The organism is Edaphobacter sp. HDX4 (genome assembly GCF_036877565.1).
GTDB lineage: Bacteria > Acidobacteriota > Terriglobia > Terriglobales > Acidobacteriaceae > Edaphobacter.
Window position 1 is genome coordinate 22,869 of the sequence record NZ_JAEDXW010000017.1, and the last position, 16,363, is coordinate 39,231.

At 59.9% G+C, this 16,363-nt stretch carries 14 protein-coding genes; 8 read left to right on the forward strand and 6 right to left on the reverse strand.

Going from position 1 to position 16,363, the window contains the following annotated elements; translation table 11 throughout:
* Positions 1-317: 317 nt before the first annotated feature.
* The gene (locus JAO29_RS15975) at positions 318-1,985 is read right to left on the reverse strand and encodes a CTP synthase (RefSeq protein WP_334269247.1); all 1,668 of its coding nucleotides are present in this window, start codon (positions 1,983-1,985) and stop codon (positions 318-320) included.
* A 298-nt stretch (positions 1,986-2,283) separates the two neighbouring features.
* Between JAO29_RS15975 and JAO29_RS15980 the strand changes: the two genes are divergently transcribed.
* Positions 2,284-3,939, forward strand: a complete 1,656-nt coding sequence (locus JAO29_RS15980) for a PQQ-dependent sugar dehydrogenase (protein WP_334269248.1) — start codon at positions 2,284-2,286, stop codon at positions 3,937-3,939.
* A 260-nt stretch (positions 3,940-4,199) separates the two neighbouring features.
* On the opposite strand, the gene JAO29_RS15985 is transcribed toward JAO29_RS15980, so the two are convergent.
* Complete coding sequence (locus tag JAO29_RS15985) at positions 4,200-4,751, reverse strand: cupin domain-containing protein (RefSeq protein ID WP_334269249.1); 552 nt, start codon at positions 4,749-4,751, stop codon at positions 4,200-4,202.
* The gene (locus tag JAO29_RS15990) at positions 4,744-5,370 is read right to left on the reverse strand and encodes a TetR/AcrR family transcriptional regulator (RefSeq protein WP_334269250.1); all 627 of its coding nucleotides are present in this window, start codon (positions 5,368-5,370) and stop codon (positions 4,744-4,746) included. Before JAO29_RS15990 ends, JAO29_RS15985 begins: the two co-directional genes overlap by 8 nt.
* 247 nt (positions 5,371-5,617) lie before the next feature.
* Here JAO29_RS15990 and JAO29_RS15995 point away from each other — a divergent pair, with 247 nt between their 5' ends.
* Complete coding sequence (locus JAO29_RS15995) at positions 5,618-6,187, forward strand: isochorismatase family protein (RefSeq protein ID WP_334269251.1); 570 nt, start codon at positions 5,618-5,620, stop codon at positions 6,185-6,187.
* Positions 6,188-6,198: 11 nt separating this feature from the next.
* Positions 6,199-7,221, forward strand: coding sequence for a GlxA family transcriptional regulator (locus JAO29_RS16000; protein ID WP_334269252.1), 1,023 nt, complete (start codon positions 6,199-6,201; stop codon positions 7,219-7,221).
* A 12-nt stretch (positions 7,222-7,233) separates the two neighbouring features.
* Here the strand turns inward: JAO29_RS16000 and JAO29_RS16005 are convergent, their stop codons facing one another.
* Together JAO29_RS16005 and JAO29_RS16010 are read right to left on the reverse strand one after the other, a co-directional pair.
* The gene (locus tag JAO29_RS16005; protein WP_334269253.1) at positions 7,234-7,767 is read right to left on the reverse strand and encodes a DinB family protein; all 534 of its coding nucleotides are present in this window, start codon (positions 7,765-7,767) and stop codon (positions 7,234-7,236) included.
* Entirely contained in the window at positions 7,758-8,273 is a 516-nt protein-coding gene (locus JAO29_RS16010) for a YraN family protein (RefSeq protein WP_334269254.1), read from the reverse strand. The genes JAO29_RS16005 and JAO29_RS16010 overlap by 10 nt, the downstream gene beginning before the upstream one ends.
* Positions 8,274-8,379: 106 nt before the next feature.
* On the opposite strand from JAO29_RS16010, the gene JAO29_RS16015 reads away from it, so the two are divergent.
* From JAO29_RS16015 to JAO29_RS16035, 5 genes are all read left to right on the forward strand, one after another.
* Positions 8,380-9,060: a hypothetical protein gene (locus JAO29_RS16015; RefSeq protein ID WP_334269255.1), complete on the forward strand. Its 681-nt coding sequence runs from the start codon at positions 8,380-8,382 to the stop codon at positions 9,058-9,060.
* A 111-nt stretch (positions 9,061-9,171) separates the two neighbouring features.
* The gene (locus JAO29_RS16020; RefSeq protein ID WP_334269256.1) at positions 9,172-9,660 is read left to right on the forward strand and encodes a hypothetical protein; all 489 of its coding nucleotides are present in this window, start codon (positions 9,172-9,174) and stop codon (positions 9,658-9,660) included.
* Positions 9,661-9,796: 136 nt separating this feature from the next.
* A complete protein-coding gene (locus tag JAO29_RS16025; RefSeq protein WP_334269257.1) occupies positions 9,797-10,420 on the forward strand; it encodes a ferric reductase-like transmembrane domain-containing protein in 624 nt (207 codons plus the stop codon).
* 310 nt (positions 10,421-10,730) lie between these two features.
* Positions 10,731-12,293 carry a sulfatase family protein gene (locus JAO29_RS16030; RefSeq protein ID WP_334269258.1) on the forward strand — a complete coding sequence of 521 codons (1,563 nt, stop codon included), beginning with the start codon at positions 10,731-10,733 and terminating at the stop codon, positions 12,291-12,293.
* Between the two features lie 38 nt (positions 12,294-12,331).
* Positions 12,332-14,386 carry a glutaminase family protein gene (locus JAO29_RS16035; RefSeq protein WP_334269259.1) on the forward strand — a complete coding sequence of 685 codons (2,055 nt, stop codon included), beginning with the start codon at positions 12,332-12,334 and terminating at the stop codon, positions 14,384-14,386.
* A gap of 186 nt (positions 14,387-14,572) precedes the next feature.
* Here the strand turns inward: JAO29_RS16035 and JAO29_RS16040 are convergent, their stop codons facing one another.
* Positions 14,573-16,222 (reverse strand): putative N-acetylmannosamine-6-phosphate 2-epimerase, encoded by a 1,650-nt coding sequence (locus JAO29_RS16040; protein ID WP_334269260.1) that lies wholly within the window; start codon positions 16,220-16,222, stop codon positions 14,573-14,575.
* Positions 16,223-16,363 lie beyond the last annotated feature (141 nt).

A 16,363-nucleotide genomic window follows, 5' to 3' on the forward strand; every position in this document is an offset into this window, starting at 1 on the left:
AGCTGAAAGGCTGCATTTCGACCAAATCCAGTGTGAAAAGAAGTGCCACTTAATTATTTTTCCCAAAATGGGAAAAACGCTGTTTGTGTCAGCTTTGAATGGCACGACTGCTTGATAGACGTTGCTTTGGTGGAGAGGTTCGATGGTTGCGGTCGCTGGCTGCCCGTTGTTTCCATGAGCACGGGCTAAGCGTGAGCAGTGACCCTGGGCGCTCTGCCTGGTCTCCGCCCCACCAGAACCTTGCCTCCGCTCGGGTCCAACACAAAAAGACAAAAGCCCGGCCTCAGCCGGGCTTTCCATTTTGAGTGTTGCAGCGATTAAGCCGTGATCGGCGTTTCCACCGCGACGGCCGTCTGCTCGTGGGATGTGCGGTTGCGATAGCTGGCTGCGATGAAGTCGCGGAACAGAGGGTGCGGCTCGAGTGGTTTGGACTTGAACTCCGGATGGAACTGGCAGGCCAGGAAGAACGGATGGCTGGGAATCTCCACGATCTCGACATAGGTGGCGTCGGGCGTGGTTCCGGTCAGTCGAAGACCGGCTCCGGTGAGGACGGCCTCGTACTCGCGGTTGAACTCATAGCGATGACGATGGCGTTCTGAGATCTCAGTGGTTCCGTAGGCCTTGGCGGCGAGTGAGCCGGGTTCGAGCACGCATGGCCAGGCGCCGAGACGCATGGTTCCACCCATCTCTTCGACGCCGGTCAGCTCGCGCAGCTTGTAGATGATGCGGTGCGGGGTTGCGGGGTCGAATTCGCCGGAGTTGGCCTCCTTGAGCCCGCAGACGTTGCGGGCGTACTCGATGCAGGCGGTCTGCATGCCGAGGCAGATTCCGAAGTAAGGCGTGCCAGTCTCGCGGGCGTAGCGGATGGCGTTCAGCATGCCTTCGATGCCGCGCTTGCCGAATCCTCCGGGGACGAGGATGCCGTCGAAGCCTTCGAGCTGCTGGCGGTAGGCCGGGGTCGTCTTGCCGTCGTCGTCGCGGGTCTCCAGGCCCTCCGCTTCAATCCACGTGACGCGGAGCTTCAGGTTCTGCGAAAGCGCGCCATGGACCAGGGCTTCCTTGAGGGATTTATAGGAGTCCTCGTACTCGACATATTTGCCGACGATGGCGATGGAGACCTCGTCTTTGGGGTTGTAGGCGCGGTGGACGATGTCCTTCCAGCGCGAGAGGTCCGGCTCGCGGGCCTCAATGCGGAGGTAGCGGAGCGCGAGGGCGTCGACTCCCTCCTGCGCGAAGTTCAGGGGAACCTCGTAGATGCTGGGGACGTCACGGGCAGCGATTACGGCGGCCTCTTCGACGTTGCAGAAGAGAGCGATCTTCTGGCGCATCTCGCGCGGGACAGCGCGCTCAGTGCGGCAGAGCAGGATGTCGGGCTGGATTCCGATGGAGAGCATCTCCTTGACGGAGTGCTGCGTGGGCTTGGTCTTCAGCTCCTGCGCGGCGGCGATCCAGGGGATCAGCGTGACGTGGACGAAGACCGTGTTCTCGCGTCCGAGATCCTGGCGCATCTGGCGAATGGCTTCGAGAAAGGGAAGCGATTCGATGTCGCCGACGGTTCCGCCGATCTCGACGATGGCGACGTCGCAGTCGGAGCCGACCTTGCGCATCGCGTTCTTGATCTCGTTGGTGACGTGAGGAATCACCTGCACGGTTTTGCCGAGATAGTCGCCGCGACGTTCCTTGGTGATGATCTGCTCGTAGATGCGCCCGGTCGTGAGGTTGTTATCGCGCGTCAGACGGGCGTGGGTGAAGCGTTCGTAGTGTCCCAGATCGAGATCGGTTTCGGCCCCATCGTCGGTAACGAAGACCTCGCCATGCTGAAACGGCGACATGGTTCCGGGATCGACGTTCAGATAAGGATCGAACTTCATCAGGTTGACGCGGAGTCCGCGCGCCTCGAGCAGGCAGCCAATCGAGGCCGCTGCGAGACCTTTTCCTAACGAAGACACAACACCGCCCGTTACGAAGATGTACTTGGCAGACATTTCCGCGACCTCTTGAAATTGATTGGAAGTTTGTGCGTGGTGTGCACGATTAAGTATCGCAGGGTCTTGGTCTTGAATCAAGGAGAGGCCGCATTGCCGGGTATCGACAGGAATTTTTGTGAAGAGTTAATCGTTTTATCGGCCCGAATGCCAGTTGAATCGTCTTATTGGTAAAGTAAGGATCACAGGGATCCTGGCGCAGGAAATGCTAAGGTTTAATGGTCTGACATTAAGACAGGTTTCGATCGGTTCTCCAGGTCGGGCAGCTTTACAGATTCTTCAGCTAAAGAGGGTAGCTTTGAACTCACGAAAATCCATCTCCGCAGTAGCGCTCGCTGTCTTCTGGGCGGCGACCTCGTTGTCAGCTCAGGATGCGAACTTCCATAACGCTCCTGCCTCGTCGGCTGCAGCCCAGAATCCACATGCCACGCATGCGGATGTTGAGGCTGGTGGAACCACCTACCAGCAGAGATGCGCCGCCTGCCATGGACCCACGGCAAAGGGGGCGGGGAATGTTCCGGCCCTGGCCAGCGGACCGACGCAGTCGGCCAAGCCGGGCGAGGTGTTCTGGTACATCACGAAGGGCGATCTGCCCAATGGCATGCCGTCCTGGGCTTCGCTTCCCGAGGAGCAGCGCTGGCAGGTGGTGAGCTATCTCAAGTACCTGGGAGGGCCGGATGCCAAGGCTCTGACTCCTGTAGCGAAGAGCGAGGGCGAAAGCACTGCAAAGTTCGATGCTCCTGCACCGACGCCTCCATTTACAGACTTCCGATACGAGGAGCCGGGCAAGGTTCGCAAGATCACCGTGGCCGATCTTCCGAAGCCGTACGCGACGGAGTCGGCAGGAAATTCGGCGCACCTGGTTCCGCGGCCAGAGGGTGTCTGGCCGAAGGTTCTGCCGGGCTTCAAGGTGGAGCAATATGCGGAAGGGCTTGAGAATCCGCGCATGATTCGCACGGCACCGAACGGCGATTACTTTGTGGCCGAGACCGCGAAGGGACAGGTTCGCGTCTTTCGTGGCATTACGCCTGATGGAAAGCCGGAGTTGACGAGCGTGTTCGCGACCGGATTGAACAAGCCGTTCGGAATCGCGTTCTATCCTCAGGGACCGAATCCGCAGTGGGTTTATATCGGTAATCTCGACTCGGTCGTTCGCTTTCCTTACAAGAACGGCGACCTGAAGGCGAGTGCAGAACCGCAGCACATCGCCGATATTCCCGGCGGCCGCGGTCACACGACGCGCGATGTCAGGTTCTCGCTGGATGGCAAGAAGATGTTCGTCTCGGTCGGTTCGGGTTCGAACGTCGACGATCCGGATACTCATCCGGAGGAGAAGAACCGGGCCGACGTTCTGGAGTTCAATCCGGATGGCAGCGGGATGAAGGTGTATGCCTACGGGATCCGCAACTGCGTGGGCGAAGAGGTGAATCCGAAGACGGGTCAGTTGTGGTGCTCCGTGAATGAGCGCGATGCACTGGGCGACAACCTGGTCCCGGACTACATCACCAGCGTGAAGCCGGGCGGCTTCTATGGCTGGCCGTGGTGGTACATGGGCGACCATCAGGATCCGCGGCATGAGGGCAAGCATCCGGAGCTGAAGGAGAAGGCAATTGTTCCGGACGTTCTGCTGAACCCGCATAACGCTTCGCTGGGATTCACGTTCTATAGCGGCAAGCAGTTTCCGTCAGAGTATGCGGGCGACATCTTCGCCGCCGAGCATGGATCGTGGAACCGCTCGGCCCGGGTCGGGTACGAGGTGATCCGGGTTCCGCTGCACCAGACGGGTCACGCGACCGGCGGGTACGAGGACTTCATGACCGGCTTCGTTCTTCCGAGCGGAGACGTCTGGGGTCGTCCTGTGGGGGTTACGACGGCGACGGACGGTTCGCTGCTGGTGACCGACGACGGGTCGAACTCGATCTGGCGTATCAGCTATACGGGCCATTCCAAGTAGATTCGCCGTACGATTGCCGTTCTGGTTCCATCCCGGGTCCTCCCCGGGATGGACCATTTAAGAGACCCACTCCCCGTACCTTTTGCGCAAAGTCTTCCAACAAAAGATGTTAGTCGAGGACTTCGTGTTCCGGTGACCTACGGGAGAGCTTCTGGCTAACAAAACGAGGCAGACCTGGCCGGATGGCGGGGTCTGCCTCGTTGGTTTGTCCTACTTCTATTATAGAAAGCCGCAGCAAACTGATCGGCACCTATTTGCGACTAGAAGAGATACGCCTTGTTGATGTTCGACGTGCCGGGGTAAGCCAGCAGCTTTTCGACGGCGAACTGGCCGGCTCCGCGCTTGCAGGTTCCGGGTTGCTCGTCGGAGTAGAGGTGGCCGTACCGGGCGCTGATCTCCACGACCCGTCGGATCTGCTCGGGCGAAGGGATCTTGTGGCGGTAGGGGCTCTCACGGTCGAAGGGAAGTCCAGCATCCGCGAAGAAGCGCCCGAGGTTGGGGGTGCAGGTGATGAGGACGCGGACGTCAGAGGTGGTTGGATTGCGGAAGCCGTGCAGCTTCATCGACGGGATGTTGACCATCTCGCCGGGAACGGCAAAGCACCAGTCGAGGCCAGATGGGGACTCGATCGCGAACTCCGGGGCGCCTTCGAGGACAAAGAATGCCTCCTGGTCGGGGTGACGATGGGGTGGGATCATCACGCCCGGAGGAACGGTGGCAACGAGGACGCAGTACTGGTTGTTGGTTTCGGCATCGGTGAGCATCCATTCCATCTCGACGCCCAGGAGTTCTATCTTCTCGGATTTATTCATGGTGGTTCACTTTCTCTTGTGTTGTGTGTTGCTCTGTTCTAGGAATCTCTTTAGCTGCCTTGATGAGGGTCTCGAGGGTCCAGGCGACGGCTTCTTCCGCCTCGGTTCCGGAGAGCAGACCGCGATCACGCAGCAGCTGCCAGAAGGGAGCGCTGTAGATGGATACGAAGACAGCGACGAGGCGGGCTTGCTCCTTCTCCGACAGGCCTTCGAGTGCATTGGCCAGGCTCTTTGCAAATGCGGCGCGGCCTTCGGCGCCTCCGCGCTCGCGAACTTCAGTTCCGGCGGGAGAGGTGATGACGGCGCGGACGAGGAGTTGATTGGCCTCGAACTCCCTAAAGACAGTGCGAGTCATGGTAAGGATCTCGTCCTCGGAGTCGGGGAAGCGGGTCTTGGTGGCCTCGCGCAGACGGAGCCAGAGCGCCTGGAGGAGGCTGGCGCGGTCGGGGAAGTAGCGATAGACGGTGCGCGCTCCCATGCCCGCGGCCTCGGCGATGCTTTCATGCGAGAAGGTTCCGCGGGGTCCCTCGCCGAGCTGCTGCATGGCGACGGTCAGGATCTGCTCGCGGGTCGCAGCTGTCTGCCGGTCACGCAAGCTGAGGGGCTGCTGCTCTTCCATGACAGTATTCTGTCATTTAGGCGTAACGCTGTCTAGGATATTAACTATTTATTATTTTAGTTTCATAAATGAAAGTAGGTGGCTCTCTGGAGTATCAGAGCGTGCGACGTCCGTGAGGTTTGACTGCGGATAATCAGATGTCCTTTTCTGTCCGGTCTTCGTCTCGTATGGTGCTTTTATGTGTTTGCTTAAGCGCCTAGGATGATGTTCGTACCGGCGTGAGGGAATGGCCGGAAAGGAGCTATTGATGAGCAAGACACAGACAGCGCTGGTGGTGGTGGATGTTCAGGAGTCGTTCCGGCACCGGCCCTACTGGAAGGAAGCCGGGGTGTCGCGATTTGCGGAGCGTGTGCAGACGCTGATTGACGGAGCCAGAGAGCGGGGAGTTCCGGTGGTGCAGATCTTTCACGTAGAACCGACGGGAGTCTTCTCTGCAGCATCGGGGCATGTGAGAACGATGGAGGGTGTAAAGGTCGAAGCAGATGTGCAGTTCGAGAAGCGGAGCCACAGCGCGCTGGTGGGTTCCGGACTGGATGTGTGGCTGGTGCAGCGAGGGATCGGGAGAGTGATCATCTGCGGCATACGTTCCGAGCAGTGCTGTGAGACGACGACACGGCACGCGTCGGACCTGGGGTACGAGGTGGATTATGTCACCGAGGCGACGCTGACGTGGGAGATGACGGACAGGAAGGGCAGGGTGTGGTCTGCCGATGAGATTAAAGCCAGGACGGAGCTGGTGCTCGATGGACGCTTTGCGACGGTTGTAACGGTGGAGGAGGCGCTGGCGCGGGCAGAGGAGCAGGCCGTTGCGGCGTAGGGAGTCTTGTGATGCCGACACGAACTGAGGAACAGGGGAGCGCGAAGGAGCGGGAGGTGGTGCAGGTCTTTGCGGCACTGACGCAGCCGACGCTTCTACTGGATGTGGCGGGACCGATGGAGGTGCTGCGGCTGGCGAATCTCTACCAGGAAGCGGTGCGCTTTGAGGTTCGGTACGTGGGGCCGTTGAGCTCGGTGATGACATCGGTCGGAATTGCGCTGACAGGAATCGAAGGGCTGCCGGCGGAGCTGCCAGACCATGCCATGGTGGTGTTGTTTGGTGATGTCGAGCATGTGATGACTCCCGAGGGATGGCCTGCGCCGCGAAGGGATATACGGGGCGACGCAGAGATCGTGGCCTGGCTGAAGAGGGTGGTACGGCCGGAGCATACGGTTGTTTCGATCTGCGCGGGAGCGTTGCTGGCGGCTCGGGCGGGATTGCTGGACGACTATCTGTGCACGACGCATTATCTCGATTGCGAAGATCTGGCGAGGATGGCTCCGCGAGCGAGGGTGGTGGAGAACCGGTTGTTTGTGGAGGACCGGAACCGCTTGACGAGTGCGGGAGTGACGGCGGGGATCGACCTGATGCTGCACATCATGAGTCAGCGTGTGGGCCACCAGGTGGCAGCGGCGATTGCGCGATATCTGGTGGTGTATCTGCGGAGGAGCGGCGCGGAGCCACAGATCTCACCATGGCTGGAGGGGAGGAACCATGTGCATCCCGCGGTACACAAGGTGCAGGATGTGATTACAAAGAACCCCGCGGACCAATGGCAGCTGGGCGAACTGGCGAGGGTGGCAGGAGCGAGCAGCCGTCACCTTACCCGATTGTTCCAGGAGTATGCGGGGATGAGTGTGACGGAGTACAGAAATCATCTGCGCGTGGCGCTGGCGCGCCAGCTGCTGAGCCAGACCGAGATGGATATGGAGCAGGTGGCGGAGAAGGCGGGGTTCGGTTCGGCGAGACAACTGCGGAGAGCGTGGAGTCGAGTGTACGAAGGAGCTCCACGGGAGGCACGCGAGAGTTGCTAGTGTTTTGCTGGATCACTTCAGTGGATTGGGTGGCGGGTCGCTGAGGACGGACTCTCCCGGGTGAACCCAGGAGTGAAGGTTGCGAAGGTGGTGTTGCATATGGGCGATGTAGTCCTCGATGAGGAAGCCGAGGGTGACGGTGTAATCGGCGACCGAGCCCTGGTTCGCGAGACTGTCGCGGTCGATGTGGCGAATGACCCAGACCAGATGCTCGTTGAGCGCGAACCAGAGGCCGAGAACTTCAGACCACTCGCGGCTGCGATAGTGCTGCAGTCTGACCCATGCCTCCTGGGCGTATCCCGGCATGCGTTCGGAGGCGATCTCAAGGCGAACGATGCGACTGAGATTGTTGACGGCAGAGTCGGTGAGGTGGCCGATGACCTGTTTGGCGGACCACTTTCCTTCGCGCTCGGGGCGGGCGGCGTCTTCGTTCGATAGAGTGACGAGCCAGGGGACGGCGGAGCGAATGGTAGCTGCGAGGCGCTGGCTCAGCTCCTCAGGGTCGAGGAGGTGGATCGCAGTCGGCTGTGTGTAGGTTATTCCCATCCAAATGCTCCCTGATTGAGTTCGAAGTCGGGGTGAGTGGAAGGTTGACGGCCGGAGTCGGAGGCGAGATAGACGGAGACGACATCGAAGCGCGCTGAGGAGGGACGAACCGGCGGGGGAAGGCGATGGAGGTAGACGCGGGCGAGACGGCGGAGGATCGTCTGCTTGTGGGAGTCGACTGCGAGCTCGGCAGCGAAGGCGTCGCGGCGGCTGCGGGTTTTGACTTCGATGAAGCAGAGCACAGAGCCGTGCCAGGCGATGAGGTCGAGGTCGCCGGGCACCTTTGCCGACTTCCAACGCCGAGCTACGACGATGTAGCCGTTGCGGCGCAGATGGAAGAGAGCCTCGCGCTCTCCGAGCGAGCCCGTCTCGAGGTGATGGGCGACACGAGAGCGGTGCAGGAAGTGGAGACGGCGAATGGCCCAGGCCTGGGTGTCGATCCAGAGGCGTGCGGGCAGCCTGGAGACTAAGGGAGCTGTGGCGGGGAGGGCCATGCGATCCAGCATAGTGCGTCCCGGGCGAGTTCGCACGGGGATGCTGAGTCCGGACGGCGAAAAGTGACGAGAGGGGACGAGGCGCCTTGACAAGGAGGGACAGGGAGAACAGGCGGGATTGCTGTTCGAGTTCGGATTCATGATGTTCGATCCGGGAAGCACGCTGGATTCGGTACAGCAGAACCTGAATTTCCTGCGAACGATTCTGGCGGATGGATGTGCGGCGGCGGTGTTCTGCCGGATGCTGCCCTACGATGGCACGCCAATCAAGGATGAGCTGGAGAAGGCGGGAAGGCTGAAGGGAGATGTGTGCAAGCCGGAGTACGACTTTTTGGAGCCGAGGGTGAATGCGCTGTACCGGTCGCCGGCGAGCCTGGTGGATGTGTGGGGATGGATCCATGGATTTGAGGCGCTCTCGCCGCAGCTGAACTGGGTTGCGAACGAGATTGCGATTATGGAGAAGATGACCCCGGGGCTTGAGGGGATGGAGGAGCACAAGCAGACAGTCCGCTCGATCATGCAGGCGAGTAATGCCGTTTTGTTTGAGGTGATGGATCAGCTACTGGCGGCGGCTCGAAGCGCTGATGCGGAGGCGGAACAGCTTCCAGAAGGTGCGACGAACTGGACGATCGACAAGCTGAAGGTGCGGAAACAGGAGTTTCTTGAGATTCTGCTGACGCAGCGGAATGCCTTTGTGGGAAGGCACCAGCCGGCGCTGCTGGATTCGTTGCGGATTCTGCCGCTGGAGCCTTTGACGGCTCAGCCGGTGGCGAAGATGGGTTCGGCGATGAGCGCGTAATGGCAGGAGGCCGCGAGAACAGAGAGCAAAGATCCAAAGTGAATGGAGGCGGGAACATTTCGACCCTGCGCGGACGTCTAATATAGGCGAGTGAAGAAGTAAGGGGGACGGATGACTCTGCTGAATGCGCCGACGTTCGATGCGGGCCGTGAACGAAGGAGAGCGGTACTGATCTACGGTGGGATTGCACTGGTTTTACTGGCTGCAGCGATCGGCGTGCTGGGGTACCTGATGGGGCACGGCTGGTTCTATACGAATCTTCCGGCGGAGCACAAGGTCGACAAGTTTTTCAATGCGCTGGAGGCCAAGGATTATGACAAGGCCTATGCGCTGTGGATGAACGATCCTGATTGGAAGCAGCATCCGCAGAAGTACGACTATACCCTCAAGCGATTTACGGAGGACTGGACGACGGCGAGTCCGGTGGGACCGATCAAGTCGCATCATGTCGACATCTCAAAGACGGATGGGTCGGGAACGTTTGGAACCGGGATTATCGTGGCCGTGCGGGTAAATGGAGATCAGAAGCTGTTTATGTGGTACGAGAAGAAGGACGGCACGCTGACGTATCCTGCGCCGCATGAGCTGCAGTACCAGTGACGACGGTTCACTCAGATTCCTAGATCGGTTATGACGAAGGGCGAGGACGGACGGGCTGGCTTCGATGAGTGGGTGGACACGGCGAACACGTAACCGCATCGTTACGCATCATCTTCACTTATTCCTTGCATCCGTCATGAGCGTGGCGGTGCTGTACGTCACGAGGCCCTATAAAGACGTTCTGACGAGGGCCAGCTTCGCAACGGCTTATCCGGCGCTGCTGCTGCTGTCGCTGACGCTTCTAATCGGACCCTGGAACCTGATGATGGGTCGGCGGGTGCTGGTATCCGATGACTGGCGTCGCGATGTGGGGATATGGGCGGGGAGTCTAACCGTCCTCCATGTCGTAGTGGGGCAGAATGTCCATCTGCGAGGAAGGCCGTGGCTCTACTACGTGTATGACAGCCATGCGAGGGGGCCGCACGGGCTGCGGCACGATCTCTTCGGCTTCAACAATTTCACAGGGCTAATCGGTGTCCTGATCCTGCTTCTGCTGTTTGTGACTTCGAACGACTGGTCGCTGCGGCGGCTGGGAACTCCGGGCTGGAAGCAGCTGCAGCGGACGAACTACGTCTGCTTTGCACTATCAGCCGCTCATGCGGTGGGTTATCAGGTGATGGAGAAGCAGAAGACAGGCTTCGTGGTCACGGTGGCTCTGTGCATCTCTGCTACGTGTGTTCTTCAAGGCACAGGGTACGTGCTGAGAAGGCGTCATGACAGGATGCACGCATCCGGGAGGGCTACCCAGAGCGTGAGTTGAAGGGATGGGCCGGGTGGTCACCTGCGGGGTGGAGGTTTGACCGCCGTTGCTGTAATTCCTTAGCATCGTTGGGTTTGTTGCCGATACCTGCGCTGAAGCGAATCGTGCCCAGCTGTATGTGCGAACCGCAGATCCTTCGACTGCGCGGCTTTGTCGCTTCGCTGAGGATGACACTTTGCCGTGGCTGAAAACGGCTATGGAGCTGTGGTGTCGTGGTTGGGCGGGCTGCGCCTTTGGCACGGGCGAGTGGAGTGCGTTTCTAACGCAGGTGTGTTGAGCTCGATGTTTGGGTCAGAGGAGAGCCATGGGGATGAATCGCCGCGATGTGATTAAGGGAGCACTGCTCTCTGCGGGAGCAATTTCAGCGGGAAGCGCGATGGCGCAGGAGGTTGAGAGCCGGGCAGGAGGGGAGAAGCCGGCTCCGCACGAGAGTTTTCCGGCTGCCCCGCGGAAGAAGAACGGCGAGCGCATGCCTAACATTCTGTGGGTTTGTACAGACCAGCAGCGGTTCGACACGATCTCGGGATTGAGCAACTCCGTCATCAAGACGCCGAACCTTGAGAAGTTCATGGCGGAGTCGGTGACCTTTACGAATGCGTTCTGCCAGACGCCGATCTGCTCGCCTTCGCGAGCGAGCTTTCTGACGGGGCGTTATCCGCACGTGACAGCGCTGCGCGCGAACGGGCAGAGGATCCGTCCCACGGAACGGCTGGTTACGAGAACGCTTGCGGATTACGAATACACGTGCGGCCTGGCGGGCAAGCTGCATCTTTCACCCTGCCTGGGTGGAAGAGTGGAAGAGCGCATCGATGATGGTTATGAAGTCTTCAAGTGGAGCCACGACATCAGCGACAACTGGCCGCTGAAGAACGAGTGGTACGTGTGGCTGGACCGGCAGGGTGTAAAGATTCCGAAGGCTCCGGGCGGGCCAGTTTGGGGGATGCCGATCGATCCGAAGTACTCGCAGACGGCGTGGTGCGCGGATATGGCGATCCAGTTTATGCGCCAGCAGAAGGAGTTCAATCCGTGGCTGATGTCGGTGAACATCTTTCAGCCGCATCATCCGTTCTTCCCGACGGAGGAGTATCTGAGCCACTATGACCCGAAGAAGATGCCGAAGCCCGCTTATCGCGAAGGGGAGCTGAAGAACAAGCCGATCTTCCAGACGGTCGACCATAACGGCGCGTATGGAGGGAAGGACATCTCGTTTGCGAAGACCTCGCCTGAGGTTCACCAGGAGGTGATTGCGGCGTACTACGCGATGATCGAGCAAGTCGACACAGAGATGGGACACATGATGCTGGCTCTTGAAGAGAGCGGACAGGCAGACAACACCATCGTGATCTTCATGAGCGACCACGGAGAGATGCTGGGTGACCATGGAATGTACCTGAAGGGTCCGTATTTTTACGATTGTCTGTCGCGTGTGCCGCTGATGATTCGATGGCCGGGAAGATTTAAGAAGGGGCTGAAGGTGGATGCGCTGGTCGAGCTGGTGGACCTGGCGCCGACGCTGCTGGAGGCTGCCGGGATTCCGGTCTCAGCGGGAGTACAGGGACGGTCGCTGATGCCCTTGTTGACGGGACCGACGACGGAGCATCGCGACTCTGTGTACATGGAGTACTTCGACGCGAATGCGACGTATGAGATTCCTCCGATGCTGACGAGCGTTCGAACGAAGAACTGGAAGCTGAACTACTGCGACAAGCCGAGAACAGGTGAGCTTTATGATATGGAGAAGGATCCGGGAGAGTTCAACAACCTGTGGGGTGATCCGCATGCACGGGACGCCCAGGAGATGATGATGCATACCCTTGTGGGGCGCATGATTGAGACGACCGATCCACTGCCGGTGCGGCATACTGCCTGGTAGACCAACCTTATCTTTGCCGAGGATGTGAATTGATGCGAATGAGATTAGTAGCCTGTGCTGCACTGGCGGCGATGTGTGTTTCTGCTGCCGGGCAACAACACCGCCCACCGGCAGTACCGTTGATCACACATGATCCTTTCTTCAGCCTGTGGTCGATGGGAGACAAGCTGACCGATGTTCCGGTGAAGCACTGGACCGAGGTGGCCCAGCCGATGGTCGGACTGATGCGGATCGATGGCAAGACGTATCGGTGGATGGGGTCGATGCCGCGATACTTCGGCATGCCGGCGGTAGAGGCGATGGAGCAGACCTCGGTCGAGCTGAGTCCGCTGCATACGAAGTATCACTTCAGAGCAGCGGGTATGGAACTGGTGGTGACCTTCTTCAGTCCGCTGCTGCCGAAAGAGCTCGACGTGATGTCGCGTCCTGTGACGTATGTGAGCTGGAGCGCGCGATCGGTCGACGGAAAAGAGCACCAGGCAGACCTGCTGCTGGATGTGGATCCTCTGATTGCAGTCGATCAGCCGAGCCAACCAGTCACATGGGCTCGCACGCGCGCGGAGGGGCTGACGGTACTCAACGTAGGCACGCGGGATCAGCAGGCGCTGCATCAGTCGGGTGATCGGGTACGCATCGACTGGGGCTACTTCCATCTGGCGATTCCGGATGCCGCGAAGGCGGCGACCTCGATGGCGAAGGATGGGATACCGAAGTTTGTGGCGTCGGGAGATCTTCCGGAGGCCGATGACTCTTCGATGCCGCTGCCCGCGCGACGAGGCGGTGCAGCACACCTGTCGGCAAAGCTGTCGCTGGGCACGGTTGGAAGCACGCCTGTCGAGCGTCACGTCGAGGTTGCGTATACGCAGACATACGCGATTGAGTATCTCGGGCGGAAGCTGCGGCCCTACTGGCAGCGCAATGGGATGAGCGAGGGTACGCTGCTCGCAACCGCCGAGAAGGAGTATGCGCAGATCGAGGCTCGGGGAGCAAAGTTCGATGAAGAGACCATGGCCGCGATGGAGAAGGCTGGCGGAGCGGATTACAAGTACCTGACGTCGCTGCTGTTTCGGCAGACGATCGCAGCCCACAAGCTTGTTGCGGATATCGATGGCACACCGATGTTCTTCTCGAAGGAGAATGACAGCAATGGCTGCATTGATACGGTCGATGTGACGTACCCATCGTCTCCGTTTTTTCTGCTCTTCAATCCCAAGCTGCTGGAGGCACAGCTGGAGCCCTTGATGCGTTACACGGCTCTGCCACGATGGCGGTTTCCTTTTGCGCCGCATGATCTTGGAACGTATCCGATGGCCAATGGGCAGGTCTACGGTGGAGGCGAAGAGAACGAAGAAGACCAGATGCCGGTTGAGGAGAGTGGAAACCTGATCATCATGGTCGCCGCGATGGAACGCAGCGAAGGGAACTGGGACTTCGCAAAGCGCTTTATGCCGCAGCTGACCCAGTGGGCCGAGTACCTGCAGGAGAAAGGTATGGATCCGGAGAACCAGCTAAGTACCGATGACTTCGCCGGTCACCTCGCGCACAACACCAACCTTTCGATCAAAGCAATCGAGGCTTTGGGTGCGTTTGTAGAGATTGCTCGCGGTGTGGGCGATACGAAGCTCGCCGATAAGTATGCTGCGGCGGTAAAGACGATGCCTGCGCAGTGGGAGAAGATGGCGCTCGACGGCGATCACTACAAACTGGCGTTCGACCAGCCCGGAACGTGGAGCCAAAAGTACAACCTGGTCTGGGACGATCTGCTTGGGCTGCACCTGTTTCCGAAGCGCGTGATGCAGACCGAGTGGGCCTTCTATAGCAAGCATATGGAAAAGTACGGTCTGCCGCTGGACGATCGCAAGACGATAACCAAGCTGGACTGGCAGGTCTGGACGGCGAGCCTGGCGAGCACTCCGGAACAGTACCAGGACCTGATACACCGGCTAGTCGTATGGGCGGACGAGACGCCTTCGCGGGTGCCGACGACGGACTGGTACGACACGATCAGCGGAAAGCGGATAGGCTTCCAGGCGCGGTCGGTCGTGGGAGGAGTCTTCATCAAGGCGCTTATGGCGAAGGGAATCTCGAAGTAGTCCCGAGCAGTCCCTCGCTCAGTTGTAGAGGGTTAAGAGGTCGTTATTTTGAGCGGCGCGAAGGAGCCCTGCATTTGCCTGTAGCGTCTATGGTGCTCCGGGCGGAATACAGGGATCCTTCACTGCGTTCAGGATGACGGATCGGAGGGAATGACGCAGAAAAACTAGAGGGCCTTTGGCGGCCCTCTAACTTTTTGTAGTGGTGAGCTGATCGAAGACGGTTGCTGCTGCTCCCTGTACGCCTGCGTAGCGTCCGGCAGCAGCGTGGATGAGGCGAGGTGGTCGCCTGGCTCCGGAGTGCAGGAGGGACTGGGCGTGTTGCTGCACTTCCTGAAGGAACGCGGGCTGGCCTTTGATGAGACCGCCGGAGAGGACGATAGCCTCTGGGTCGAGCAGGTTGCAGATGTTGGCAACGCCTTCGGCGAGATACATCGCGAGCTGGCTGTAGGCGTGTCGCGCATTGGAGTCGCCAGCGATGGAGCGATCGGCGATGGTGCGGACGAGGTCGGCGGGTTGATCCGCGGATGCGGAAGGCTCGAGCTGCCGATACTCTTCGATGAGCGCAGCGGTCGAGACGTAGGCTTCAAGACAACCGCGGCGACCGCAGTTGCAGGGTCTGCCATCGAAACGGATGGTCTGATGCCCGAGGGTTCCGGCGAATCCGTGAGTGCCACGGACGAGGCGGCCATCGATGACGATCCCTCCACCGATGCCGGTGCCGATGGTCAGGGCAACGAAGTTCGAGAGGCCACGGGCGGTTCCGAAGCGTAGCTCTGCGAGGGCCGCAGACTGCGCGTCATTCTCGACGTAGACAGGGAGTTGGCTGATCGAGCGAAGGTGCTGCCGAATGTCGAAGCCAACCCAGCCGGGCAGATTTTCTGTTGCCGCAAAGACGCTGCCGTTACCGGAATCGATTGCGCCTGCGCTGGCAACGCCGATTCCTGCAAGTTCGACTCCAGCCTGTGTTGCGGCATCGAGTGTGTTCTGGAGTGCGACCGTCAGGCCTCTGGCGATGCTGTCGCGGCCCTCCGAGGCGCGGGTGGGAACCTCTTGCGGCAGGCGCACGGTGCCATCCATGCCGACTATCCCGGACTTGATGGCCGTTCCACCGATATCGATGCCGACGACGTGATGAGGTGGCGCGGGTGCGGGACCGGCGAAGGACCTGATGGCCTCGACGAAACCAGCGGTGATGCTGCCGGGGCGGGTGATGGCAGAGCCTACGACCACACACCATGCACCAGCTTCAAGAGCGATGCGGGCGAGTTGCGGGGTAGAGACGTTGCCTTCGGCGATGATCGGTTTGCCGGTCTCACGCGCAAGTGCGGTGACCAACTCGGGATGGAAGCCGAAGGTGCCCTTTGTCTCTTCGGTGTAGCCGTGAAGGGTAGGAGCGACGATGTCCGCTCCGCCCTCGGCCGCAAGCACGCCGTCTCGCAAGGTAGCGATATCGGCCATGACGAGCAGACCGAGCTCCTCGTGAATACGGCGAACGATATCGCGCCAGGGCTCTCCATAAGGGTGCACCCTATCGGTGCAGTCGAGCGCGATGATGCTGGCTCCGGCATCGGCGAGCGCCTGGGCAGAGGCGAAATCGGGCGTGATGCGGAGCTCACCTCCGGCATAGCTCTTCTGAATCGCAATGATGGGCAGCGAGGTGTCGAAGCGAACGGCGCGAACATCTTCAGGGCTGTTGAGACGGATTCCACTGGCCCCTCCCATGACGGCGGACCGGGCGACGCGACGCAGCGTTTCAGTGTCTTCCATGGGGTCGCCGGGTGCGGCCTGGCAGGAGACGATGAGCTTGTATCGCAGAGACGTCAAGATTGAGTTCATGTGGCGGTGTTCCTGAGGGGAAGTCTGACAGATGGTAGTCGGCCGTGAGCCGTATGGCTGTATAGTCTACTGGCGTAGCTGGGTTCCCGCGAAATTCTGATTGAGCAGTTGGAGGATTCCAGCTGCGGCACCAAGGGAGAT